The sequence below is a fragment of the Granulicella sp. 5B5 genome, from assembly GCF_014083945.1.
Classification (GTDB): Bacteria; Acidobacteriota; Terriglobia; order Terriglobales; family Acidobacteriaceae; genus Granulicella.
The window spans coordinates 361,572-385,487 of sequence record NZ_CP046444.1; the positions used below are offsets into that span (position 1 = coordinate 361,572).

Here is a 23,916-nt window from a genome sequence, read left to right on the forward strand (position 1 = left end):
CTAACTAATCGTTTAGTTCATCGTCTACTATGCTGTGAGCGGAACTCCCGCTCCCGCTCAACGATGCCGCCCAAACGCTCCATCACGCTGACCGAAGCCGAGCTCAGGCTCATGAAGCTCCTCTGGGTTCGTGGCGAGTCCGCCGTCGCCCAGCTCGTCGAGGCCGTCTCCGATCAGGCTCCGCTCGCCTACACCTCGGTTCTCACCACGCTCCGCATCCTCGAACGCAAGGGTTACGTGACACACCGGCAGGAAGGCCGGGCCTTCCTCTACAGCCCCTGCGTCGCCGAGCGCGATGCCGGCAGCTCTGAAGTACGTCACCTCATCCAGCGCTTCTTCGGAAACTCCCGCGAGCGCCTTCTGCTCTCGCTCCTGGACAACGGCGACGTCACTCCCGGCGAGCTCCGCCGCCTGAAGCAGCTCATCGCCGAAGCGCCCGACGATGCCCCCTTGAACACCGCGGAGCTGAACACCGAGGAGCCGAACGCATGAGCAACCTCCTCTACGTCGTCGCACCCTACACCGCATTGGCCGCCAGCGCTCTCATCGCGACCGCATGGCAGGGCACGCTGCTCGTTCTGCTCACGCTTCTCGGCATGCGCCTCTTCCCTGCCATCTCGGCTGCGGCGAGGTCTATCGTATGGCTCGCGGCACTGTTGCTGTTGGTGCTCCTCAACCTCGCACCCGTGCTCTACAGACCGGCAGCTTCCGCCGTCGCCCACGCACCGAGGCTGCTGCACATCGACCCACGCTGGAGCGTCGTGCTCGCCGGTCTATGGGCCGCTCTCTCCGTGCTTCGCTGCATCCAGCTCCTGCGCAGTGCTCACGCACTGCATGCGCTCACGCGCCGCGCAACCCCGCTGCCGATCGGGCCCTCGCTAGCCGCTCTGCTGCAGACAAGACGCGCCCAGCTCTGCACCTCCGCGGACGTCGACCGCCCCAGCGTAGTCGGCTTCTTCTCACCCAAGGTCCTTCTGCCACAGGATCTAGCCGCCAGCCTCTCCGCTTCGCAACTGGAGCCCATCGTTCGCCACGAGATGGAACACCTCCGCCGCTGCGACGACTGGACCAACCTCCTCCAGAAGCTCGCGCTGGCGCTCTTCCCGCTCAGCCCTGCTCTGCTCTGGGTGGAGCACCGCCTCTGCGATGAGCGCGAACTGGCCTGCGACGACGGCGTTCTCCGCGCCACCGCCGCCCGCAAGGCCTACGCAACCAGCCTCGCCACCCTCGCCGAACACTCTCTGCTCCGCCGCAGCCTCACCCTCGCACTCGGAGCCTGGGACAAGCCGACCGCGCTCGAACGCCGCATCCGCCGCATCCTCTACCGGCCCGACAGCCGCATGACACCAGGCATGACCGCAACCGCCGTCGCTCTCCTCATCGTTGGCGCGGCAGCAGGCTCCTGCATGGTCGCACGCGCCCCTCAGATCGTCAGTTTCACCACCGCACCGCACCAAAGCCCAACCATCCTGGCCTCAGCACCAACACTGACCGGCATAACCACTCCCCACATCGCGCTGGTCAAAGCCACCCTGCCGCAACGCACCACGACGCATCGCAGGTCAGCACGCCCCGTACTCCGCACGATCACGGCCACTCGCCCCCGCCCAGAGATGACCGTCCCACGTATAACCCTCACCCGCTGGCAACCGCCTGCAGCCGCTACCCCCTCCCAGCCCTCAGTCGGTGCCGTGGAGATCGACTTCGCCTACGCCGCCGTCCGTGTCCCGGATGGCTGGCTGATCATCCAACTCTAATCCCACACCATACCCCGGAGCACCTTCATGCCAATTAGAACTAATCAATTAGTTACAACTCTCCGACGAGCAATCATCCCCACCTCTCTCGCTACCACTTGTGCACTGGGAGCAGTGTTGCTGGTTAATCACAACGGAGTTCACGCCTCTGAAGTAACGGCCTCTCCACTCGACGATCACAGCGTCGCAGCACTCACCTCGCTGGATCAGGCGATGGAATCACTTGCTGCTCGGGTGACCCCGGCCGTGGTCAACATCGCAGTCACCGCCCGCGCACCTGAGCAACCTGTCTCTCAGCAGGGCCAGGTGCAAGGTTTGCCACCCGGACTCGAACAGTTCTTCGGTCAGTTCGGCGGTGGCCAAATGACGCCTCAGCAACCGCAGATTGAACATGGCATCGGCAGCGGAGTCATCATCTCGCCCAACGGATACATCATCACCAACGACCATGTCGTCGATGGTGCGACGCAGATTCGTGTCACACTCCACGACCGCCGCGTTCTCACGGGTAAGGTCGTCGGCGTAGACAAGCTGACCGACCTGGCAGTCGTGAAGGTCGATGCACACGATCTGCCAGCAATTTCGTGGGGAGACTCCTCGAAGCTTGAACCAGGACAAACCGTCCTCGCGTTCGGCAGCCCCTTCGGATACTTCCAGTTCTCCGTAACCCGCGGAATTGTCAGCGCAGTCAACCGCCAGAACCCCTACTCGGACGATGCTCGCAAACCCGGTGGCTACATTCAAACCGACGCCGCTATCAACCCCGGCAACTCCGGAGGCGCACTCGTCAATGCGCACAGTGAGCTTGTCGGCATCAACACCTTCATCATCTCCAACAGCGGATCGTTCGCCGGCGCCGGATTCGCGATCCCCTCTCAGATCGCTCGCGCCACCGCCGAACAGATCATCGCTCACGGCAAGGTTGATCACGGCTATCTCGGCATCAGCCTCAACGACGTGACACCCGACAATGCAAGGTTCTTCAATCTGCAGGATGCTTCGGGAGCTATCATCTCTCAGGTGACGCCCGACTCACCCGCCAGCCGCGCAGGCCTTCAGCAAGGTGACGTCATCGCTACGCTCAATGGGCAGAAGATGACGAACAGCAGCGCCCTACAGGTTGCAGTCAGCGAGTTGGAGCCGGGAGCCAAAATCACACTCGGCATCGTCCGGAATGGCAAACCTGAAACACGCGCCGTTACGCTCGGCGAGTTTCATTCACAAGATACTCAAACGGCGGACAACAGCGATGGCGGTGGTTCGCAGAGCGGCAAACTTGGACTAGCCGTAAGTGATCTGTCCCCCGATGCTAGAAAGCAGTTACAGATTCCAGCAACCGTCCACGGAGTTGTCGTTCAAAATGTTCGACCTGATAGCCCTGCCGATGATGCCAGCTTGCAACCCGGAGACATCATCCTGGAAGTAAACCGTAAGTCGACGACCTCTGCCGATCAATTCGTAGGAGACGTCCATCAGAACCCTGCGGGCAAGGATCTGCTGTTCCTGGTCTGGTCAAAAGGCAATGCAAGCTACCGCACAGTTCACCCTGACCTCGACAGTCAAAACGGTTAGCTAACAAGCTAAGCGAGGCCACGCCAGCTGCGTAGGCCTCGCTTACATCTTTAACTCGCGGGAATACACGCTTCATCAAATCTGTATTCAGATACCGACCAGCTTGCGGCGCGGCTTATTCCTCGGGATTCAGTAACAAGTACCAACGTTCAATTGCCTCGTGCTGACTTCCAGGCAAGGTAAGATGTCCTACCTTGCGACCAGGGCGAGCAGTCTTGCCATAGTCATGACGCCAAACGGCAGGAGTCGTGGCTGTTTCAGCTGCGCTCGGCATCTTGCCAATGCAATTCAACATGACCGTAGGAACACTATCTGTGCTGCCTAACTTCATTCCCAGGATAGCCCTGAGATGATTCTCAAACTGAGATGTCTTGGAACCTTCAATTGTCCAATGACCTGAGTTATGGACACGCGGAGCCATCTCATTCGCAACAAGCTTGCCACCCACTACAAAAAACTCTACAGCGAGCACTCCAACATACTCAAGCTCCTCAAGAGTCCTCTTTAGGTAGCCTTCTGCTTGGGATTGCATTGCATTTGTCACACCTGCAAATGGCACGGTGGAGCGCCGCAGAATCCCCTCACGATGTACATTTTCGATCAACGGATAAAAGACAATCTCGCCTGTTCGGCTTCGAGCGGCAATCAGAGAAACTTCCGCATCAAAACGGACAACCCCTTCAAGAACACAGGGAACTTTACCGAGATCTTCAAAGGCTCCATCCAGATCGCCGTCGCTATAAATGCGCTTTTGACCTTTGCCGTCGTACCCCATACGACGGGTCTTTAGAATCGCCGGGAACCCCAACTCCTGGACCGCGGAACGCAAATCCTGTACCGAGTCGACCGACCGGAACGGAGCACAGCTAATCCCACATGATTGAAGAAAGAGCTTTTCGGCGAGCCTGTCTTGCGCAATGCCAATTGCCCGCGCATTTGGCGCCAGCGGCAAGCCTTCTACAATCGAGATGTCAATATTTTCGGTTTCAATCGTAACGACATCGGAAGATTTAGCAAAATTAGCGACCTCGGAGGCATCCTCGAGGTCGACTGTTATTACCTTAGCAACACGGCTGGCGCAGTCACTCTCTTGACCGGCGCAAGACACCTCAACTAGTAGAGTTTTGGCCGCTTCAGCAAGCATCAGCGCAAGCTGTCCTGCACCAAGTATGGCGATACGACTTGGTTGAGTTTCACTCATTAGATTACGTCCGTGGATCTGAGTTCTTTAATACTGCCCTCGTCTGAGCGGATCGATATTTATCGAGAGCTTTCGAAAGACGTTGATTTTGAAACGCCAGCGTAGCAATAGCAAACAACCCTGCATTTTTGGCACCAGCCTCTCCAATAGCAAACGTCGCCACTGGTATTCCCGCCGGCATCTGAACAATCGAGAGTAAGGAGTCCAACCCCTCTAGCGAGCGGCTTTTTATCGGCACTCCTAGCACTGGCAAACTCGTTTTAGCTGCAATCATTCCAGGTAAATGAGCGGCTCCTCCCGCTCCCGCAATAATCAGGCGTAATCCACGTCGCTTTGCAGTTTCGGCATAATGCATCATTTTGTCGGGTGTGCGATGAGCGGAGACTACCTCAACCTCGTAGCTAACCTCAAACTCATCTAATATCTTCGCTGTTGCTTCCATCGTAGGCCAATCCGACTTCGAGCCCATGATGATCCCAACCACAACGCGGTTCTTCTTCAAAGGCATCATGCACATCTCCAGTTTTTCAGCACCTCTACGAAGGCCTGTTGTTCTAGTGCTTGCACCCTCTGTTTCAGCACCTCTACAGTGTCGCCTGGAAGAACCGGGCAATGCTTCTGGAGCACTACAGGTCCAGCATCTACTTCTTCGACAACTTGGTGAATCGTACAACCGGTCTCCTGAACACCGCTTTTAAGAACGGCCTCATGCACCTTCTCATTCATCAAACCTGCAAAGGCTGGCAGAAGCGACGGATGGACATTCAGCAGCCGCCCACGCCAAAACCGAACAAACTCCTCCGTAACAATTCTCATATACCCCACCATAAGGATGAGTTCTACGCGACGCTCGCTAAAAGCAGCACAGACTCTCCGATCAAATTCTTCGCGAGTGAGGTCAACTGGGCTGACGTGTAACGTGGCAACTCCGTATTTCGCTGCACGTTCAAGAATCGGCGCATGTTCTCGATTCGAAACCACAAGGACGATCTCTATATCAAGTTCGCCACACTCAATAGCATCAAGAACGGCTTGGAGCGCCGTTCCGCGCGTCGACCCAAGCACTCCTACTCGCAACTTCATTGCTGCCTCAAGCTCTTCATGTGCTCTACCCGTCGCCCAATTGACTCAGCCGTACCAATATCGCTGCGAAAAAAGAACGGACCGCCAATTGACCCTATCACCGAACTGCAAAGCCTCTCAGCCTCATTCAACGTATTCCCAACTCCCACAAACGCAAGAGTACGAGAACCTGTTGCCACAAGTTTCCCGTCTACTATATCGACTGCCCCTAGATACATCCGCACTCCCGAAGGGAGTTGTGTAGGTAGGCATATAGGATCTCCCTTTCGCGGTCCATCAGGATAACCTTCCGGTACGAGATAACGACATACACTGGCTTTGTTTTCAAATTGTACGTTGAGCGTTGACAGGTACCGCCCACCAATCGCACGACATATCTCAACAAAATCTGAACGTAGAAGCGTAAGGAGGTTCAGAGACTCTGGGTCCCCAAATCGGGCGTTATATTCGATCAGACGTACACCGTCTTTGGTCGCAATAAAACCACCATATAAGATCCCTTGATAAGGCGCACCACACTCACGAAAGAGCGCTTCGGCGACGCTCTCTGTAACATGTTGAGCATCGTTGATATCTTGATCGGTCAAAAATGGGAGCTTTAAATCGACGTCGCTATAGGACCCCATCCCCCCTGTATTAGGTCCTTTATCTCCATTGAAAGCACGCTTGTGATCTTGAACTGCAGGCATATGACATATGGTTTTTCCATCACAAAAGCTCATCAAAGAAAATTCTTCACCTTCCAATTTTTCTTCGATAACAAATGGACGGTTGTGCGCGACGAGATCTTGGCAAAACTTTATGCTGTCGCCGTATGACTGCAAGTGATCGCCACAGACTTTTACACCTTTTCCTCCAGCCAGTCCGTCATCTTTAATCACGTGCCGCATTGGCAAACGAGCCACTACATCCTCAACACCATCCATCGACTCGAATCGCTGGAAAAATGGATTACCCGGAATTGCATATTTTTTGAGCAAGAGCCTGGCAAATGACTTACTCGATTCGATACGCGCGAGATCACGTGTAGGCCCTACTACAGGTATTTGCGATGATTGAAGTGCATCAGCTACTCCGGCGGCCAACGGCGCTTCAGGGCCTATGATCGCTAGCGTCGCCGCAGCCTCTGTCGCAAATGTTGCTACATTATTAGGATCAGTGATGTCTCCCATTCTGTAGCTGGACGTCAATGTTTCGATACCAGGGTTACGAGCGCCACCGATACAAATCAACTCGGGCTTCTGAGGAGAGCAGGCTAGGGCTTCTGCAATGGCATGCTCCCTAGCCCCGGATCCGACAATTAAAATCCGTTCGCTCATCGCAGCTTACTTACCTCTTGCAATACGATTGACTCTAAAGGGCGAGGGTCTGGAACGAATGTGGCTCCCGTTATCATTTCAAACAGACGAATATACCGAGATGAAAGGTCAGCGATTAGCTCGTCAGATGGTTTGGGTAATTCCGCGTCGTTATAGGGATCACAACGCTCTCTAAACCATAATCTAAAAAATTCCTTATCAATCATCTCGGGCTCTTTGCCCAGCAACATTCTCTCCTCGTAGCTATCATATAACCAATAACGACTCGAGTCAGGGGTGTGGACCTCATCGATGAGTGTCACTTCCCCCGCCTCGTCAATACCAAATTCATATTTGGTATCGGCGAGAATCAATCCTCGTGTAGCTGCAAACCACTGCCCGTAGGAGAATAGCTTAAGAGCCGTGGACGAAGCTATTTCCCATTGTTCTGCGGTGAGCCATCCCTCATGGATAACTTCTTGCGCAGAGATCGGCCTGTCGTGCTTTGATTCCTTTGTCGTCGGCGTGACGATATTCTCTGGTAATTTCTGATTTTTATGTATGCCCTCGGGAAGCAAATGCCCACAATAGGTACGCGCTCCACCTTGGTACTGGGTCCAAATAGAAGTGTCAGTCGATCCAGTCATGTACCCACGTACCACAAATTCGATCGGAAGTACTTTGCACTTTCTCGCCAGAAGAGCATTTGCGTGTGGGCTAGAAATCACGTGGTTCTTGACAATATGCCGTGTCTGATCAAACCAGTAGAGCGATGTACGATTAAGCACTTGCCCTTTATAAGGAACCAGCCCGAGCATTCGGTCAAATCCACTCTGCCTATCTGTCGTAATCAAAAGCAGACGCCCATCACCTAAATCATATGTATCCCTCACTTTTCCAGAATACCTAGTGGAGGTTATTACTGATTCCAGGGCCGTTCCCTGCAAGCAGTGAGGAATAGCTGATATTAGTTCTTGTCGAGTCACTCTAATCCATCCTTAACCGAATTACTCAAACCGCACGCCGCCAGTTCCCTCATTCACTCGGCCTAACTCCCATACTTTAAGTTTAGGGAATGGCCTCAACACTGATGTGATATCACCAAGCAAACCATGAGGAGCTATCAATACAAGGCCAACTCCCATATTAAAGGTGCGGTACATTTCCGAATCCTCAACCTGTCCAAGTTGCTGCATCCAAGAGAAAACCGGTTGTGGTGTCCAGGTCGCGCGATCCACCGTACAGTACAACCCTTCGCGAATGATGCGCGGGATATTTTCGACCAGGCCGCCACCTGTAATATGGGCCATGCCTCTTATAGGTAGACCTGCATCTAAAAGAGCACGAACCGGTGCGACATAGTTAATGTGTGGCTCTAATAAGGCATCAGCAATAGATACACCAGCAAGCTCTACCGGCTTATCATCGATAGCGTGCTGCGCTAAATCGAATACTAATTTTCGAGCAAGAGAGAATCCGTTCGTGTGCAACCCGCTTGAGTTAATCGCATACAGCACATCGCCTGCGCAAATATCTGCGCCGTCAATCAGTTTTTTACGGTCGACAATGCCAGTTACAAATCCTACGACATCTAACTCATCGGGAGCGTAAACTGAAGGCATCTCCGCCGTCTCGCCTCCCACCAAAGCAATACCAGCATCTGCACACGCGTCGCTCATACCTCGTATGAGGGACTCTACAATCTCTGGTTCTACCTTATGTAATCCCAAATAATCTAAAAATGTAAGTGGCCGTGCACCCATAACAGCGATATCGCCTGCAACAGCTGCAACTAAATCTTGCCCCAATGCTTCATAGCGCCCGGCCATCACCGTCACCTTGGTTTTCGTTCCGACCCCATCAGTACTTTGAACCATTACTGGTTCCTCAATATCGGCAAGAGCGTCACGCAGGCTGAACAGCGCACCAAACGAGCCAAGCCCTGTTAATACCGCTTGTGAGTGCGTTTTTTTTACGTGTGATTTCATTCGCCGCACTGCTTCGTTGCCAGCTTCAATATCTACGCCTGCCGACCTATAATCGACCTTTAGTGTCAATTGCTCACCTCTTACCCAATCCATTTTCGAGCGTTATCAAAAATACGTTGCCAGGGGCTGTGTTTCACTTTCCGTGTCCACGTGTGCTGAACACCAAGTGCTATTCGCTCCGGATGTGGCATCAAAATAAGGGCGCGACCGTCGGCACTAGTTACGCCTGCCACACCTGCAACAGAGCCATTTGGATTTAGCGGATAACGTTCCGTTACAACTCCCGAGTTGTCGATATAGCGAATGCCAACCTGGGCGTTCTCGCTAATGGCATCCACATAACCCTCACCGTGTGCAACGATGATAGGAACCCTTGCACCTTTCATGCCGTCTAGAAATAGTGAGGTTGACTGCTGAACTTCTACCATGCAGAGTCTCGCTTCAAAACGAGAGGATACGTTACGTCCAAATCTGGGCCATGATTCCGCCCCTGGGATGATAGAACTCAGTTGGGACATCATTTGGCAGCCGTTACACACACCTAAAGAGAACGTATTGCCTCGCATAAAAAAATCAGCGAACATCGTCTTTAGCCGTTCATTGAAGAGTATGGTCTTCGCCCAACCACTACCTGCACCAAGTACATCACCATAGGAGAACCCCCCACAGGCGGCCAATCCAACAAAATCATTCAGTCGATAGCGACCCTCGATGAGGTCGCTCATATGAACATCAATCGCTGTGAATCCGGCGCGATCAAAAGCCGCCGCCATCTCGACCTGCCCATTGACTCCTTGCTCTCGAAGGATTGCCACATGCGGACGTCCAAAGTGAATGAAGGGTGCGCAAACGCGCTCCGAAAGATCGAAGGGAGCTGTCAACGAAAGCCCCGGCCGGTTTGCGTCACCCAATAGAGCAAACTCCTGAGCGGCACACTTAGGATTGTCACGTAAATTAGCGATATGAAAACTCGTCTCAGACCATAACTTCTGTAATTTCGAAAGGGCTTCAGTGTAGAGCTTCTGATCCTTTCCTTCTTTCTCTCGATCTATCGAAATAGAAATATTATCAGTGCTAACAACACGCGCAACACAGGAAACTCTCAGACCCGCTTCCCTGAGCTCGTTCTCGATGTCATCCCGATCTGAGTTGCGGACTTGCACAACCGCCCCCAACTCTTCGCTAAATAAGTTTGGAACCACATCATCTGGTACAAAGATCTCCAGCCCCATTTGCCCAGCAAATGCCATCTCCAGCAAAGTCACTAACAGGCCCCCATCACTACGATCATGATAGGCAAGGAGCCTTCCTTCTCGATTTAGCCGCTGCAAACGATCAAAGAAGCTCTTCAACATGGAAGGGTTTGGGGCATCAGGGCATTCACCGCCAACCTGCCCATAGACCTGGGCGAGGCACGACCCACCTAATCTGTTTCGACCTTCTCCAAGGTCAATCAGGAGCAATGCGCTCTCAATAGGCTCTAACACAGGTGTCAGCGTTTTAGTTACGTCGCTTACTGGCGCAAAACCGCTAACTACAAGGGACAAGGGCGATATCACTTGCTTATGCGCGCCGCCCTCTTGCCAACGCATCCGCATCGACATCGAGTCCTTCCCAACTGGAATAGCAATTCCCAGTGAAGGGCAGAACTCCATACCGACAGCTTTCACAGCATCGAATAGATCCTGATCTTCTCTACCCTCGCCGGCTGCCGCCATCCAATTAGCCGAGAGTTTTATGTCGCTCAATGATTCAATCGATGTGCCTGCTAAATTCGTAATAGCCTCACCAATCGCCATTCGCGCCGATGCTGAGGCGCTAATAATCGCCAAAGGCGTTCGCTCTCCAATGGCCATCGCTTCTCCGCGCAGTTGATCGAAGGAACTTAATGTCACCGCGCAATCGGCAACAGGTACTTGCCATGGGCCGACCATCTGGTCTTGCACCACCATGCCACCGACACTACGATCTCCAATGGTTATCAAGAAATTCTTCGAGGCAACCGTTGGAAGACGAAGTAATCGCTCCAATGCATCTTTGAGGTCGATACCTGAGGTATCAAAATCGGCAGTCTTACCTTCGACGCGTACAAATGAACGTTCCATCCGCGGAGGCTTCCCGAACAGCAACTGCATCGGTAAATCAATCGCTTTCTCATTACTGTCTTCGAGCTCTAAGTATTCCTCTCTCTTTGCGTGCCCCACAACAGCGAAGGGGCACCGCTCTCGCCGACAGATGGCTTCAAATGAAGCTAAGTTCTCCGGTGCAATTGCAAGCACGTATCGTTCCTGAGCTTCATTGCACCATATCTCCAATGGACTTAGCCCGTCTTCGCCCAGCGGAATCGCATTTAAGGCAAACGTGCCGCCACATCCGCCATCTTTAATCAGCTCTGGAAAAGCATTCGAAAGACCACCCGCGCCAACATCATGAATGAAAGCAATCGGGTTAGCATCACCCATTTGCCAGCAACGATCGATAACCTCTTGGGCGCGACGCTCCATCTCGGCGTTATCCCGCTGAACTGAAGCAAAATGAAGTTCTGTGTTCATTCCTCCCATGTCACTGGAAGCAGCGCCTCCACCCAGACCAATCAACATGGCAGGGCCACCTAAGGCGAGCAGTGCGTATCCCGGAAACATCGCGCCCTTTTCAACGTGATCCGCACGAATGTTACCTAGCCCACCCGCCAGCATGATCGGCTTGTGATAACCATAGTTCACGCCTCCGCTTTGCTGCTCATAGGTGCGGAAGTAACCGCATAGGTTTGGCCTTCCGAACTCGTTATTAAATGCAGCCGCACCCAACGGGCCTTCGATCATAATCTCAAGCGCAGATGCTATGTGCGCAGGTCTGCCGATAGTCTGCTCCCACGGCTGCGGAGCTTGAGGTAATAGCAGGTTGGAGACGGTGAAACCGCATAAACCTGCCTTCGGCTTCCCTCCTCTTCCCGTCGCGCCTTCATCTCGAATCTCCCCGCCCGCACCTGTGGCTGCACCGGGCCATGGAGAGATCGCTGTCGGATGATTGTGCGTCTCTACTTTGAGCAGAATATCTATCTCTTCCTCATGTGAGCGATAGACGCCATCGACATCAGGGAAATAGCGGCCACCTTGCCATCCACGGATCACCGCCGCATTATCGCGATACGCCGAAAGCACGTTTTCGCTCGAATGTGCATAGGTGTTGCGAATCATCTGGAAAAGAGAATGCGGCTGTGCGACACCATCGATCGTCCATGTTGCATTGAAAATCTTATGACGGCAGTGTTCACTGTTAGCCTGCGCAAACATATAGAGTTCCACATCGGTAGGGTTTCGCCCAAGCCGAGAAAACTCTTCTACGAGATATTCGATTTCATCTTCTGCCAGCGAAAGCCCGAGTTGACGATCAGCTTCCCTGATCGCCGCCGCTCCGTATTCAAGCACCTTAATATGTACAAGCTTTTTAGGTACACGCGGGGCAAACAGAGTAACCAGCTCTTCAACACCTTCGAAAAAGACACTCTCCGTCATACGGTCATACAAAGCAACCGACGAAGCTGTCAGATCTCGAGCATTCGTCACGCAGATCTCTCGAGCACGCTCTACACGTGAGATACCTGCGAAGCCAGTGTTATGCAGAATTTCCGTAGCCTTGCTGGACCATGGCGACCGAGTACCGACACGCGGCCCAATCCACAGCTTCGCTCCCGGACTGGCGACAGGAGCTTCTCTAGTTACCTCAAGTAGATCTTCCAGTCGAGATTCATCAACGATCTCATCTTTACTCGCAAGTTGGAGTAAGTAGATATAAGAACTCGATACTATACGCGCTTCGTCATCGATATTTCGAAGTCGAGATGTTAGCCGTTCAAGTTCGAACGGGGTCATCGCCGCTTGTCCGCGCAGAATGCGAACTACAGGGCTAGATATGTGCTGCAAGGTTTCTTGAGATATGACTGGCGACATCTTCCGTCTGCTTGGCTGTGTCGTTGCGCTGGCGTTCCAGCAGGTTCAAGTATTCCTCGGTGATGTCTCCTGTCACGTAGACACCATCGAAGACGGAGGTATCAAAATGCGAAAGCCCAGGACACGCCTCGGTGATAGCGCTCTTGAGATCGTCTAGATCTTGAAAGATCAACTCATCTGCGCCGATCTCACGTGCGAGTTGAGGCACATCTTTGCCGGTTGCGATCAATTCCGATCTTGCGGGCATGTCTATACCGTATACGTTCGGAAATCGAACTGGCGGCGCTGCCGAACAAACGTAGACCTTCTTGGCCCCCTGCTCGCGGACCATCGCGATGATCTCTTTGATGGTCGTGCCCCGCACAATTGAATCGTCGACCAGCATCACATTCTTGCCTTTGAACGCCTGCGGTATGGGGTTCAATTTCCGGCGAATCGACTGCTTGCGCATAGCTTGGCCTGGCATGATAAACGTCCGGCCTACATAGCGGTTTCTTACAAGTGCGTCGCGGTACGGCAAGTTCAGGCGAGTTGCAATCTCCTGAGCGGCGATTCTACTCGTCGAAGGAATAGGGATCACCACATCAATCGGAAGATGTGCCCACTCACGCTGAATCTTAGCGGCAAGCTTCGTGCCCATGTTGATGCGGCATTGGTATACCGAAGCTCCATCCAAAACAGAGTCCGGTCTGGCAAGGTAAACGAATTCAAAGAGACAGGGTGCCTTCTCGTGTGCCAGAAGACTCACGTGGCGGTGGACTTCACCTTCCATATCAATGAAGATGACCTCACCAGGTTCGAGGTCATGGTGAAGATCGAACCCACTTACCTGGAGAGCTACACTCTCGGACGCAATCATGTACTCCATGGAACGCCCCAGATCGCGAAAGCTCCCCGTATCGCGTGTTCCAAAGATCAGAGGGCGAATTCCATGCAGATCGCGAAAGGCCACCATCCCTACTCCTGCGATCATCGAGACGACGGCATACCCGCCCTTGCATCGCCGATGGACCTCTTCCACTGCGGCAAAGACATCGAACTCATTGGGATGTACAGCTCCGCGTCGCGCCATCGCATGGGCGAACACATTCAACATGACCTCGGAGTCGGAGTTTGTGTTCAGGTGCCGCATGTCCGTCTCGAACAAGCCATCCACGATCTCCGAGACGTTCGTCAGGTTCCCGTTATGCGCAAACACTATTCCATAAGGGGAGTTCACATAAAACGGTTGAGCTTCGGCGACGGAGGAACAACCGGCGGTGGGATAACGCACGTGACCGATCCCGTTGTTTCCGAGCAGACGGGCCATGTTCGTCGCGTCGAACACATCGGTAATCAGCCCTTCCGCTTTCTCCAGGTAAAACTTCCCCTGATAGCAGGTAGCAATGCCAGCGGCATCCTGCCCGCGGTGCTGCAGCATGGAGAGTGAATCATAGATTACCTGGCTGACCGGACTATGTCCGAAGACGCCAACGATGCCGCACATAGGTCCTCACTGCCGTTCGGTCACTGGGTAGAAGGGTAGTTCGCGCGCAAAAGTTACAAGACTATTATCGCCGAGAATCGTGAGGAAAATCGACCGTTTACCGGCAACCGGGCAGATCGCTGATCTTGGCCCAACAAAGCCGGGCGTAGACTGTTGGAACGATGCGACGCCTGCTGAGTTTTGTCTTGCTGCTGATCTTCGGTCTCCCGACCGTTGCGGCGGCACTCGGCGGCTCCTCTGATCCTGACTCTCTTCTGCCTGCGTGCTGTCGCCGGAATGGCGCCCACCACTGCATGATGTCTCAAGCAGAGATCGACGCACTTCTGCATGGAACGCACTTTACCAGTCTACGCAGCAAGTGCCCGTACTACCCCACCGCGGCTACTCCCTTGCAGCACCAGCAACTGGCATTTCGGGCGAACGGGGCCATCTCCGTCAGCCTGATCTCAATGCCTGTTCGTATCGGCCAGATACGGGCATGGGCACGTGTTGCTGAACGCGGTGCGCGCCACAAGCGTGGCCCTCCGCATAGCCTCCTCTAATTCCCTGCCTCAGCAAAGCCCTGCCCTGCCGCTATGCGCGGGCGTCCTTTGCTGTTCCCTATTCAGGAATTTGTCCCGTCAGCTAATCCGCTGACCTCGAGGAGCGCTATGCGCAAACTTGCACTACAAGCTCTCGTTTTAAGTCTGCTGCTAACCGCAGCAGCCTACGCGGCCATCTTTGGCCAGATTCATGGCGTCGTTCATGACCCCCAGCACCGTCCCATCGCCGGCGCAACTGTCGAGCTCCACGCCGCCAACTCCGCCTTTACCCAAAGCACAAACACCGCGGCCGACGGCTCCTTCACCTTCTCCAGCATTCCGCTCGGCGACTACTCCATCACCGTCGGCGCCAAAGGTTTCGGACGCGAAAAAGAAGCTCTCACCCTCGCCTCTGACACCTCCCCCATCCTGCATCTCGAGCTTCCCATCGCCGCCGCGCAGGAGACCGTCACCGTCAGCGCCGCCGCCTCCAACATCAACACCGTAACCCCCACCACCCTCGTCGATCGAACCGACATCGCCGAGACCCCCGGCGCCGACCGCAGCAACTCCATGGCCATGATCACCGACTACACACCCGGCGCCTACATGACCCACGACATGCTCCATATGCGCGGAGGCCATCAAGTCAGTTGGCTCATCGACGGCGTCGAAATCCCCAACACCAACATCGCCTCCAACCTCGCCGCGCAGATCTCACCGCGCGACATCGACTACCTCGAAGTCCAACGCGGCAGCTACTCCGCGGACACCGGCGACCGCACCTACGGCGTCTTCAACGTCGTCCCCCGCACCGGCTTCGAGCGCGACCGCGAAGCCGAGCTCGTCCTCACCGCCGGCAACTTCGCCCAGACTGACGACCAGCTCAACTTCGGCGACCACACCGAAAAGCTGGCCTATTACGCCTCCCTCAGCGGCAACCGCAGTGACTACGGCCTCGCGCCGCCCATCGGCCAGGTCGACCACGATGCCACCAACGGCGCCGGCGGCTTCGCCTCCCTCATCTACAACCGCACTCCGCATGACCAGTTCCGCCTCGTCTCGCAGCTGCGTCACGACTTCTTCCAGATCCCCTACGACCCTGACCCCAACGACTTCGAAAACCAACAATACGATTCCAGCGGCCTCCGCGACTCACAGAACGAACTCGACGGCCTCACCGCCTTCTCCTGGCTGCACACCTTCAATGCCTCCACCGTCTTCCAGGTCTCTCCGTTCCTCCATTACAACCGCGCCGACTACAACCCCAATCCCAACGATCAGCCCACAGCCACCACCGACAACCGCTCCTCCACCTACGCCGGTGCTCAGATCACCCTCAACACCGTCTTCAAACGCAACGACATCGAAGCCGGTATCTACTCCTTCGGCCAACACGACAACTACTTCTTCGGCGTCACCTTCAACGACGGCAGCGGAACCGCTCCCATCGCTGAGCCTGACTCCGCCAACGGCGGTGTCGTCGAAGAGTTCATCACCGACAACTACAAAGCCACTGACTGGCTGACCATCATTGCCGGCCTCCGCCAGAGCCACTTCCAGGGAGCCTTCAGCGAAAACTACACCGATCCTCGCGTCGGTCTCGCCATCCGCATCCCCAGGCTGAACTGGGTCTTCCGCGGCTTCTACGGCCGCTTCTATCAACCGCCGCCGCTGGTCACTGCCGCGGGGCCGGTCCTCGCCTTCGCCAACGCCAACAACACGGCCCTCGTCCCACTGCACGGCGAACGCGACGAGGAGCACCAGTTCGGCGTGCAAATCCCATACAAGGGCTGGCTCCTCGACGCCGACACCTTTAAAACCCGCATCAACAACTTCCTCGACCACTCCAACATCGGTGACTCCAGCATCTACTTCCCCGTCACCGTCGACGGCGCCCTCGTCCGTGCGTGGGAGCTGACCCTGCGCTCGCCACGCCTCTGGCACTTTGGGCAGGCCCACCTCGCCTACTCCAACCAGATTGCCGAACAGCGCGGCAACATCACCGGCGGCCTCATCTGCACCCCCATCGGTGACCCCGCCTGTGACGCCGGCTTCGACTACACCCCTGTCGACCACGACCAGCGCAACACCCTCAACGTAGGCTTTAATGCCTCACTCCCCTGGCATGCCTACGCCTCCACCAACGTCTACTATGGCTCCGGCTTCGTCAACGGTGACCCTGACCCCACAACCCCCTATCCCAACGGCTACCTGCCCCAACACACCACCTTTGACCTCTCAGTTGGCAAAAACTTCGGGGAACGCTTCTCGGTCTCCCTTACCGACGCAAATGCCGCTAACCGCCGCGTCCTTCTGGACAACAGCCTCACCTTCGGTGGTTTCCACTTCAACGATCCCCGCCAGTACTACGGAGAGGTGCGCTACAGGTTCAAATACTGATCGCGCCCTTGACACGACCCGTACAATAGAACTGACAGAGAACCCCGGCCAAGGCCGGGGTTCTCCATTTCAACCGCTCTCCCGCCCGCTACTGCTCCATCGCAGCAAGCAGGCAAAATTGGCGGCGGAAGTAACCACGAAACTGGTTACGAGGCTAACTTCAATCCGCTGCGGATCTTAGCCCCCAAACAGGGGGGGAGGGTCGCCGCCATCACGGTCTGACGACGGAGTAGGCTCGCAGGAAGCCGTTTGAGAGCGATCAGAAGTTGAAGGCGAGGCCGCCCTGGATGCCACGCGGAATCTGAGCGAGGAAGAGAGTGTGGCCATCCGGAGCGAGGAAGGGCTGGTAGCCCTGCTCCAGCAGGTTGGTCGCCTCAACTACCGCGTCGATGCCCTGCGGAAGGAAGCGGCCGCACCAGAGTCGCTGACGAAGGAAGAAGCTGAGATAGGCCTCGTCCGGCATGTTGTTGTAGGCATTGACCTGGGTGAGGGTGCGATTGGGCTGCCAGCGGTACTCCGCCTTGACTGAGGTGCCGGTGTGGAGGACCTTGCCACGGATCGCAACGCTGGCCGCCGAGGCGGTCTGTGCCGTGAGATTCTGCTGGAGGTCCTGAACCGGAGGAGCGTCGCCGCTGGCGGTCATCGCCGTGCCAAGGTCGTACTTGACCCAGGTGGAGAGCGCGGGAGTGAGCGGGTGCATCCAGGTGGCGCTCACGCCGCGGGCGGCGAAGCCCTGCGTGGCGACCTGAAAGGTACCGGTGGTAGGATCTGCCACGATACCGGTCTGCTGGAGGTCCGAGCGCACCATCATGCCGCTGCCACCGACGGCCTCGTAGTTCAGGTGGTCGATGTAACCGCTGACGGTGACGACATCCTGACCGAGACGGCGGCTGACGGCGAGCTCATTGTGCGTGCCCTGATTGCCAAGCGGCCGGCCCTGAGCGTCGGATACAGCGGTAAGTTCGGGCTTGAGACGGTCGAGGTCGTCAGCGCTCTGCACCTGGCGGGAGGTGGCGTAGCGGTACTCGACCACGACGTTGTCCGTGGGCCTCGCTGTGACGTGCACGTAAGGCTGGGTATGGATGCGGGTGGCTTCGAGCCGCTCCGCCTCAATAAGGGTGCCGACGTCGATCATGACCGCATCGCCAAACTGGAGTTTCTGAGCGCTGGCGAGGTCGAGTACCTCAAAGCCGGGGCCGAAGCCGGGCATGCTGCCATTCGCAAGTTCGGGATGCGACTGGAAGCCGGTGACGAGGCGGGTGCTGCCGCCGAGCATCGACTGGCGCTCATAACCGGCGGTGACGGCGACCGAGGGGCCGGGCGAATCGACGCTCTGGGTGTTGTTGCCGATATCGGCGCGGAGGACGGCGCCATCGCCATCACCCATGGTACGGCTGAGGAGCAGGGCCTGGTGCATGCCGCCATCGCCAAAGGTGCCATCGCCGTTGGTGACGGTGACCCGGCCTTCGGAGATCGGTTTGGAGGCGGTCTCAGAGCTGGAAGAGATGCTGAGGCCGTCCTCTGGGTCGACGAGGCGAAGGAGCGGACGGTTGGCAGTGGAGCGGAGCGCCCACTTCCAGTCGTCTACCGGCTCGTCGGCACGACGGCGCTGGGCGGGCAGCCAGTTGTCCGCATCGAAGATGGTGTTCATGGTGAGGTTGACGATGGACTGGACACCGGGCTGGAGGCGCAAGTTGCTGCGCAGGGTGGGCATAAAGAATGCTGCCGAGGCGCGAAGTTGATATTTGCCGGGGAGAACGGAGGGAAGGATGTAACGGCCATGCTCGTCGCTAAAGGCTACGGCGATGGTGGTGGCGTCGGCGGCGAGAAGCTCAACCATCGCGCCTAGCTGCGGAGCACCGTGGGCATCGCTGATGACGCCGGAGACTGCAGCGGGGGTATTCGTAGCGCGAGGTGGCTTCGCTGCGCAGGGCAAGACCAGCCCCAGCAGCGTTGCAATCGACATCAGACCCGGTACGAATCGTTTCACCGCGCTTGACAACCTCGTGTGCGCGCCTACGGCTCTCCAAAAGTCCGTTCAGCTCGTGCAAAACCGACCGTTGGTTGTCCTGAAAAGAGCCGCATCACGCTTTCGTGTCGTGCGTGCTGTCTGCCCTGCCGCCGTGCCTGAAACCGGCGGCGCTCCATGAACAACTTCAGTCATTCAGACTACTGCGGAACCGCGGAATTCTCAACTGCGCGAACCACAATCCCTACTTCTTTAAGACGCCGGAAACGAAGCGCGGGGCCGCTTCGCCCGGTTTACTGCTCGACGATGAACGGGGCGCTCTGGGCGATGGCCTGCTTGGTGACCCCGTCATTGACCTTGATGGTGACCTGATAACGGCCCGGATCGAGACTGGCGAGTGGCATGCTCTTCTCCAGCGTGACCTGATCGGCGTTGGGGTTCATCTTGGACGCTAACTCGGACATATCGAGAATCTGCTTGTTGGTTGCGAGGTCAAGCACCTGGTATTCGATGGTCGCGTCGTTCTTCTTGCTGTCGTTGATGCCGAGGTTGTAGACCTGCATCCAGAAGTTCAGGTTCTGACCGCGATGGAAGACGACCGGGGTAGAAATCGTAGCCGGAACGCGAGGAATGACCTTGGTGTTGCCGATGACGAAGTTGCCGGCGCCTACGTCCTTGGTGGGCACACGCTCCATGGAGCTGGCGAGGATGAGCGAAGAGGATGCAAGGCGGTCATCGTCATACTTGGGCACGTCCACACTGCGTCTCCAGACGCCGACGTGATCGGGGTTGTTGACGTCCTTGATGGCGATCTCGACCTTGTAACGGCCCGGGGGCAACGGCAATGCCTTCCAGTAGACCGACTGATTGTTCTTGGTGCGTTGCAGCAGGTCGCTGGGGGTTTCGACCGTAACCGTATCCTCGAATGTCTGGACAACGCGGTGGGTCATGGTGCTGACACGGCCGAGGATATTGACGACTCCCTTGGAGTCGCCGTCCTTGGTGGTGTAGGTGATGTCTCCGTTGCGGATCTCGAGAGTGACTGGCACCATGACAGTCTCGTTGGTCAGCTTGACATAGTCGGTGCGGACATCAAAGAGGAACGGCGGGCCGGTGAGGATCTTCTCCGAGGCGAGGAACTGGTCGAGGTCGGCGAACTTGATCGGCGGGGGGGCGAAGAGCTTGGCGAAGGTGTCGAGGCGGTCAAACTGCTTGCTCTGCTGGCTGGAGGCGAGCGGACCGTTGCCAAGCTGCTCAAGGCCGCCGCCGGAGAAGCGGTCAGCCTTCTTGGCTTGGCCTTCCTCTTCGTACTGGGTGAGGCCGGCGCCCGGGACGTGCTTGAGGGCGTCCTTCTCGGAGCGGTCGATGGTGGCGTGGTAGTCGCCGCACATGCAGGTGTCGACAAACTCAATGTCGATGTTGTCGCCGATGCCGGCAAGATAGCGGTAGTGCCACACTTCAAACGGGAAGGTAGAGGTGTTGCCGCCGCCCTCTTCCATGGGACGGTCGTAGCTGCCGCCGGAGGGGTGGGAGTCGATGGAGTCGGGCTTGCCGTAGGCGATGTAGATGTGGCCGCGATCGGTCATCCAGCCGGGCTTGCCGGCGGCGAAGTGCTCGTTCGCGTAGGCGATGCGGGCGTAGTGCTCGTCCTTGTACTCGTTGTCGGGAGAGTCGGGATTGGGGTTGCGGCGGAGCCAGAACTGCTCGATGAACTGATCGCGCTCCTCGTCGTTGGAGAGGCTCTTGAAGGCCTTGGCCTCCTCGTCGGTGATGATCCAGCGGACATCCTCGTCGAGCCACTTCTTGTACTCACCCTTGAGCTCTGCGCGGGTGTTCTTGACACGCTCACGCTCCTCGCGGTCGGAGAGGCGGCGCTTCAGGGGGTCGGGCTTCTCCGGGGTGGGTGGAACCTTGACGACCGAGCCGTTGTCCTGCACCGTCTGCTGCTGGCCGGGCTGCTGCACCACTGCGGCAGGTGCCTGGTCCTGCGCCTGGGCGATGAACCCGGTGCAGGTGAAGCTAACCAGCGCAATGCCAGCGAGTAAAAAGGTACGATTCGGTGAGTTCATGGGCTGCCGCACTCCTGTTTCTAGACGGTTTCATTCTAGACTCCCGGGGCTGCACATACAAGACGCCAGGCGGTGGCACTGTTATGATCAGCCAAGGACTCTCTGTCTCGAACATGGTCGTATTGGTCCGACGTTCCGCCCGTAAATACGTCATACCCTTCAGAGGCAGTTAAAGCCGTGGAACCAAACCCGGTTCGCCAGCGTAATTAGCGATAATCGGGCCGCTCGCGATATCCAAAATTGAGCTCAACCGGAAAGCATTGCTTCTGATGAACGGAAAGAAAATCCTCTTTTTAGTCCTGGGTCTGGTCGCGATCGTCGGCCTGGTCGTCGGAACGTGGCTGCATAGCCGGTCGAATGTGCTGGCGGTGACGACGGCGAAGGCTGTGCGCGAGGACCTCGACGCGAATGTGAGCGGCACCGGGCAGATCCGTCCGAAGACGTTTGTGAACGTCGGCGCGACTGCGTTTGGGCGGATCACGCACCTGTATGTGAAGGAAGGCGACCACGTGAAGGCCGGCGACATCCTGGCCAAGGTGGAGAGCGTGCAGCCGGAGGCGACGGTGTCGGCACAGAAGGCGGCGATCCAGGCGTCGGAGACAGACATCAACTCGTACATTGCGGCGGAGAAGACCGCGGTAGCGAACGTGTCCGAGGCCAAGGCGGACCTGCAGCAGAAGCAACTGGACTACACGCGCGCCAAGGAGTTGTACCAGGACCAGTTGATCGCCAAACAGGACTATGACGCGAAGGTGGCGGCCTACAACATGTCCGAGGCGACGCTGCAGCAGCGCAATGCGGCAGTGGCGCAGGCACTGGCGCAGACAGCATCCGCTCGCGGGCATATGGACCAGGCCGTGGCCAGTCAGCGGGCGAACTACGACTCGTTGGACAAGACGGTCAGCCGCGCGCCGTTCGATGGACTGGTGACGAACGTGCCGGTGCGCGAGGGCGAGACAGTGGTTGTGGGCATCCAGAACGCGGAGGGCTCCACACTGATGACGCTGGCCGATATGAGCGTGATTACGGCCGAGGTGAAGGTGGATGAGACCGACATCGTGAACGTGGCGCTGGGGCAGCCTGCCGATGTGACGGTGGACGCTCTGCCGGGCAGGGTCTTCAAAGGACATGTAACCGAGGTAGGCGACCAGGCGCTGCTGCGCACGACCGGACAGGCGACCTCGACCTCAACGACTGGCACCGAAGAGGCGAAGGACTTCAAGGTAGTGGTAACGCTGGACGGCATCAGGGACAATGGGACGCAGATCCCTGACCAGCTGCGGCCGGGCCTCTCCTGCACGGCGAAGATCACGACGGCGCACAAGCCGGATACGCTGACAATCCCCATCCAAGCACTCGTGGAGCGGGACGCGGCAAAGGAGGCGGAGCTGTTCAAGAACAACGGCAAGGTTTCCCCGACAGCAGCACCGACCGACCCAGGTAAGGCTGTTCCGCTGGTGCAGGGCGTGTATCTGCTGGTGGACGAGAAGAACCGCCTGCGGGTGAAGTTTGTGCCTGTGACGACCGGCGTAACCGGCACGACGGACATCCAGGTGCTCTCCGGATTGAAGCCCGGCGATGAGCTTGTGACGGGCCGGTATAAGACGCTTCGTATTCTGAAGAGCGGTCTGGCTGTGAAGCGTGACAACAGTATTGCCGCACCGATTGTTGACGACAGCACCAGCTAATTTCAGTTCCCTGCTGCTTGGCACTGCACCTTTGGAGGTATCCATGGCCCTCGACACTCTCGACCCAACCGTTCCCGACCATACTGAGCACCGCACAGGCAGCAACGCCGACGGCCCGCATGACGGCGATGTGATCGTGACGAACAACCTGTGGAAGACCTACGAGATGGGCGACCAGCTAGTGCATGCGCTGCGGGGCGTGGACATCCGCATCCGTCATAACGAGTACGTGGCGATCATGGGGCCGTCAGGCTCGGGCAAGTCGACGCTGATGAACCTGCTGGGCTGCCTGGACTCGCCGAGCGAGGGCCAGTACTGGTTGAACGGGCACGATGTTTCGAGCCTGAACGACGATGAACTGGCGCGCATCCGCAACAAGGAGATCGGGTTCGTCTTCCAGACGTTCAACCTGCTGGCGCGCGCGACTGCGCTGCACAACGTGGAACTGCCGCTGATCTACAACGGCACGCCGGCAGCGGCGCGGATCGAACGGGCGAAGCATGTGCTGGAGAGCGTGAACCTGGGCAGCCGCATGATGCACAAGCCGAATGAACTCTCTGGCGGCCAGCGGCAGCGTGTGGCGATTGCGCGGGCGCTGGTGAACAACCCGTCGATCATTCTGGCCGACGAGCCCACGGGCAACCTGGATTCGAAGACGTCGGTGGAGATTATGGCGCTGTTCGACGAGTTGCAGGCGCGCGGCAACACGATCATCCTGGTGACGCATGAGCCGGACATCGCGGAGTTCGCACACCGCATCATCTCGATCCGCGACGGCTCGGTGGAGTCCGATGGGCCGAGCAACCGGATGCGGCATAGCCAACAGTAACGAGATCGACGCTGGGATTGTCCGCTTCGCTCATTTTGTGAGTAAGACATTGATAGATCGCGACATCCGCATCTGGAAGCGCAACCTATTGACACGCTGCGC

Annotated in this window: 17 protein-coding genes; 7 read left to right on the plus strand and 10 right to left on the minus strand. The window is 56.9% G+C overall.

Translation table 11 applies throughout. From position 1 onward, the window contains the following. Positions 1-63: 63 nt before the first annotated feature. The 3 genes from GOB94_RS01575 (at position 64) to GOB94_RS01585 (ending at position 3,329) form a co-directional block, all read left to right on the plus strand. Positions 64-492 (plus strand): BlaI/MecI/CopY family transcriptional regulator, encoded by a 429-nt coding sequence (locus GOB94_RS01575; RefSeq protein WP_182277197.1) that lies wholly within the window; start codon positions 64-66, stop codon positions 490-492. Beyond that, the gene (locus GOB94_RS01580) at positions 489-1,757 is read left to right on the plus strand and encodes a M56 family metallopeptidase (RefSeq protein WP_182277198.1); all 1,269 of its coding nucleotides are present in this window, start codon (positions 489-491) and stop codon (positions 1,755-1,757) included. Before GOB94_RS01575 ends, GOB94_RS01580 begins: the two co-directional genes overlap by 4 nt. A gap of 114 nt (positions 1,758-1,871) precedes the next feature. Then, positions 1,872-3,329: a Do family serine endopeptidase gene (locus tag GOB94_RS01585; protein ID WP_255484150.1), complete on the plus strand. Its 1,458-nt coding sequence runs from the start codon at positions 1,872-1,874 to the stop codon at positions 3,327-3,329. A gap of 115 nt (positions 3,330-3,444) precedes the next feature. Here the strand turns inward: GOB94_RS01585 and GOB94_RS01590 are convergent, their stop codons facing one another. Genes GOB94_RS01590 through purF form a run of 8 tightly spaced genes read right to left on the minus strand, consistent with a single transcriptional unit; the run spans position 3,445 to position 14,335 of the window. After that, entirely contained in the window at positions 3,445-4,530 is a 1,086-nt protein-coding gene (locus tag GOB94_RS01590; RefSeq protein ID WP_182277200.1) for a 5-(carboxyamino)imidazole ribonucleotide synthase, read from the minus strand. 4 nt (positions 4,531-4,534) lie between these two features. Beyond that, on the minus strand, positions 4,535-5,038 hold the full coding sequence (purE, locus tag GOB94_RS01595) for a 5-(carboxyamino)imidazole ribonucleotide mutase (RefSeq protein WP_182278362.1): 504 nt from the start codon (positions 5,036-5,038) through the stop codon (positions 4,535-4,537). Further along, positions 5,038-5,613, minus strand: a complete 576-nt coding sequence (gene purN, locus GOB94_RS01600; RefSeq protein WP_182277201.1) for a phosphoribosylglycinamide formyltransferase — start codon at positions 5,611-5,613, stop codon at positions 5,038-5,040. Before purN ends, purE begins: the two co-directional genes overlap by 1 nt. Further along, complete coding sequence (gene purD, locus GOB94_RS01605) at positions 5,610-6,932, minus strand: phosphoribosylamine--glycine ligase (protein WP_182277202.1); 1,323 nt, start codon at positions 6,930-6,932, stop codon at positions 5,610-5,612. The genes purN and purD overlap by 4 nt, the downstream gene beginning before the upstream one ends. Next, positions 6,929-7,897, minus strand: coding sequence for a phosphoribosylaminoimidazolesuccinocarboxamide synthase (locus tag GOB94_RS01610; protein ID WP_182277203.1), 969 nt, complete (start codon positions 7,895-7,897; stop codon positions 6,929-6,931). Before GOB94_RS01610 ends, purD begins: the two co-directional genes overlap by 4 nt. 21 nt (positions 7,898-7,918) lie before the next feature. Continuing rightward, entirely contained in the window at positions 7,919-8,968 is a 1,050-nt protein-coding gene (gene purM / locus GOB94_RS01615) for a phosphoribosylformylglycinamidine cyclo-ligase (protein WP_220464973.1), read from the minus strand. Between the two features lie 11 nt (positions 8,969-8,979). After that, positions 8,980-12,849 (minus strand): phosphoribosylformylglycinamidine synthase, encoded by a 3,870-nt coding sequence (purL, locus tag GOB94_RS01620; protein ID WP_182277205.1) that lies wholly within the window; start codon positions 12,847-12,849, stop codon positions 8,980-8,982. After that, the gene (gene purF, locus GOB94_RS01625) at positions 12,806-14,335 is read right to left on the minus strand and encodes an amidophosphoribosyltransferase (RefSeq protein ID WP_182277206.1); all 1,530 of its coding nucleotides are present in this window, start codon (positions 14,333-14,335) and stop codon (positions 12,806-12,808) included. The genes purL and purF overlap by 44 nt, the downstream gene beginning before the upstream one ends. A gap of 161 nt (positions 14,336-14,496) precedes the next feature. Between purF and GOB94_RS01630 the strand changes: the two genes are divergently transcribed. Together GOB94_RS01630 and GOB94_RS01635 are read left to right on the plus strand one after the other, a co-directional pair. After that, positions 14,497-14,877 carry a hypothetical protein gene (locus tag GOB94_RS01630; protein ID WP_182277207.1) on the plus strand — a complete coding sequence of 127 codons (381 nt, stop codon included), beginning with the start codon at positions 14,497-14,499 and terminating at the stop codon, positions 14,875-14,877. Positions 14,878-14,985: 108 nt separating this feature from the next. Then, entirely contained in the window at positions 14,986-17,259 is a 2,274-nt protein-coding gene (locus GOB94_RS01635; protein ID WP_182277208.1) for a TonB-dependent receptor, read from the plus strand. Positions 17,260-17,518: 259 nt separating this feature from the next. On the opposite strand, the gene GOB94_RS01640 is transcribed toward GOB94_RS01635, so the two are convergent. Both GOB94_RS01640 and GOB94_RS01645 read right to left on the minus strand, forming a co-directional pair. Beyond that, the gene (locus GOB94_RS01640) at positions 17,519-19,249 is read right to left on the minus strand and encodes a carboxypeptidase-like regulatory domain-containing protein (RefSeq protein ID WP_182277209.1); all 1,731 of its coding nucleotides are present in this window, start codon (positions 19,247-19,249) and stop codon (positions 17,519-17,521) included. Positions 19,250-19,521: 272 nt separating this feature from the next. Then, positions 19,522-21,297 carry a GWxTD domain-containing protein gene (locus GOB94_RS01645; protein ID WP_182277210.1) on the minus strand — a complete coding sequence of 592 codons (1,776 nt, stop codon included), beginning with the start codon at positions 21,295-21,297 and terminating at the stop codon, positions 19,522-19,524. A 269-nt stretch (positions 21,298-21,566) separates the two neighbouring features. Here GOB94_RS01645 and GOB94_RS01650 point away from each other — a divergent pair, with 269 nt between their 5' ends. Then, positions 21,567-22,985 (plus strand): efflux RND transporter periplasmic adaptor subunit, encoded by a 1,419-nt coding sequence (locus GOB94_RS01650; RefSeq protein WP_182277211.1) that lies wholly within the window; start codon positions 21,567-21,569, stop codon positions 22,983-22,985. A 43-nt stretch (positions 22,986-23,028) separates the two neighbouring features. Beyond that, the gene (locus GOB94_RS01655; RefSeq protein WP_275943224.1) at positions 23,029-23,814 is read left to right on the plus strand and encodes an ABC transporter ATP-binding protein; all 786 of its coding nucleotides are present in this window, start codon (positions 23,029-23,031) and stop codon (positions 23,812-23,814) included. Positions 23,815-23,916 lie beyond the last annotated feature (102 nt).

Excerpts from the sequence above, each read along its gene's own strand:
- GOB94_RS01575 (WP_182277197.1), top strand. The coding sequence starts at position 64 with ATGCCGCCCAAACGCTCCATCACGCTGACCGAAGCCGAGCTCAGGCTC.
- GOB94_RS01580 (WP_182277198.1), top strand. The coding sequence starts at position 489 with ATGAGCAACCTCCTCTACGTCGTCGCACCCTACACCGCATTGGCCGCC.
- GOB94_RS01590 (WP_182277200.1), bottom strand. The coding sequence starts at position 4,530 with ATGAGTGAAACTCAACCAAGTCGTATCGCCATACTTGGTGCAGGACAG.
- purE (WP_182278362.1), bottom strand. The coding sequence starts at position 5,038 with ATGCCTTTGAAGAAGAACCGCGTTGTGGTTGGGATCATCATGGGCTCG.
- purN (WP_182277201.1), bottom strand. The coding sequence starts at position 5,613 with ATGAAGTTGCGAGTAGGAGTGCTTGGGTCGACGCGCGGAACGGCGCTC.
- purD (WP_182277202.1), bottom strand. The coding sequence starts at position 6,932 with ATGAGCGAACGGATTTTAATTGTCGGATCCGGGGCTAGGGAGCATGCC.
- purL (WP_182277205.1), bottom strand. The coding sequence starts at position 12,849 with ATGTCGCCAGTCATATCTCAAGAAACCTTGCAGCACATATCTAGCCCT.
- purF (WP_182277206.1), bottom strand. The coding sequence starts at position 14,335 with ATGTGCGGCATCGTTGGCGTCTTCGGACATAGTCCGGTCAGCCAGGTA.
- GOB94_RS01630 (WP_182277207.1), top strand. The coding sequence starts at position 14,497 with ATGCGACGCCTGCTGAGTTTTGTCTTGCTGCTGATCTTCGGTCTCCCG.
- GOB94_RS01635 (WP_182277208.1), top strand. The coding sequence starts at position 14,986 with ATGCGCAAACTTGCACTACAAGCTCTCGTTTTAAGTCTGCTGCTAACC.
- GOB94_RS01645 (WP_182277210.1), bottom strand. The coding sequence starts at position 21,297 with ATGAACTCACCGAATCGTACCTTTTTACTCGCTGGCATTGCGCTGGTT.
- GOB94_RS01650 (WP_182277211.1), top strand. The coding sequence starts at position 21,567 with ATGAACGGAAAGAAAATCCTCTTTTTAGTCCTGGGTCTGGTCGCGATC.
- GOB94_RS01655 (WP_275943224.1), top strand. The coding sequence starts at position 23,029 with ATGGCCCTCGACACTCTCGACCCAACCGTTCCCGACCATACTGAGCAC.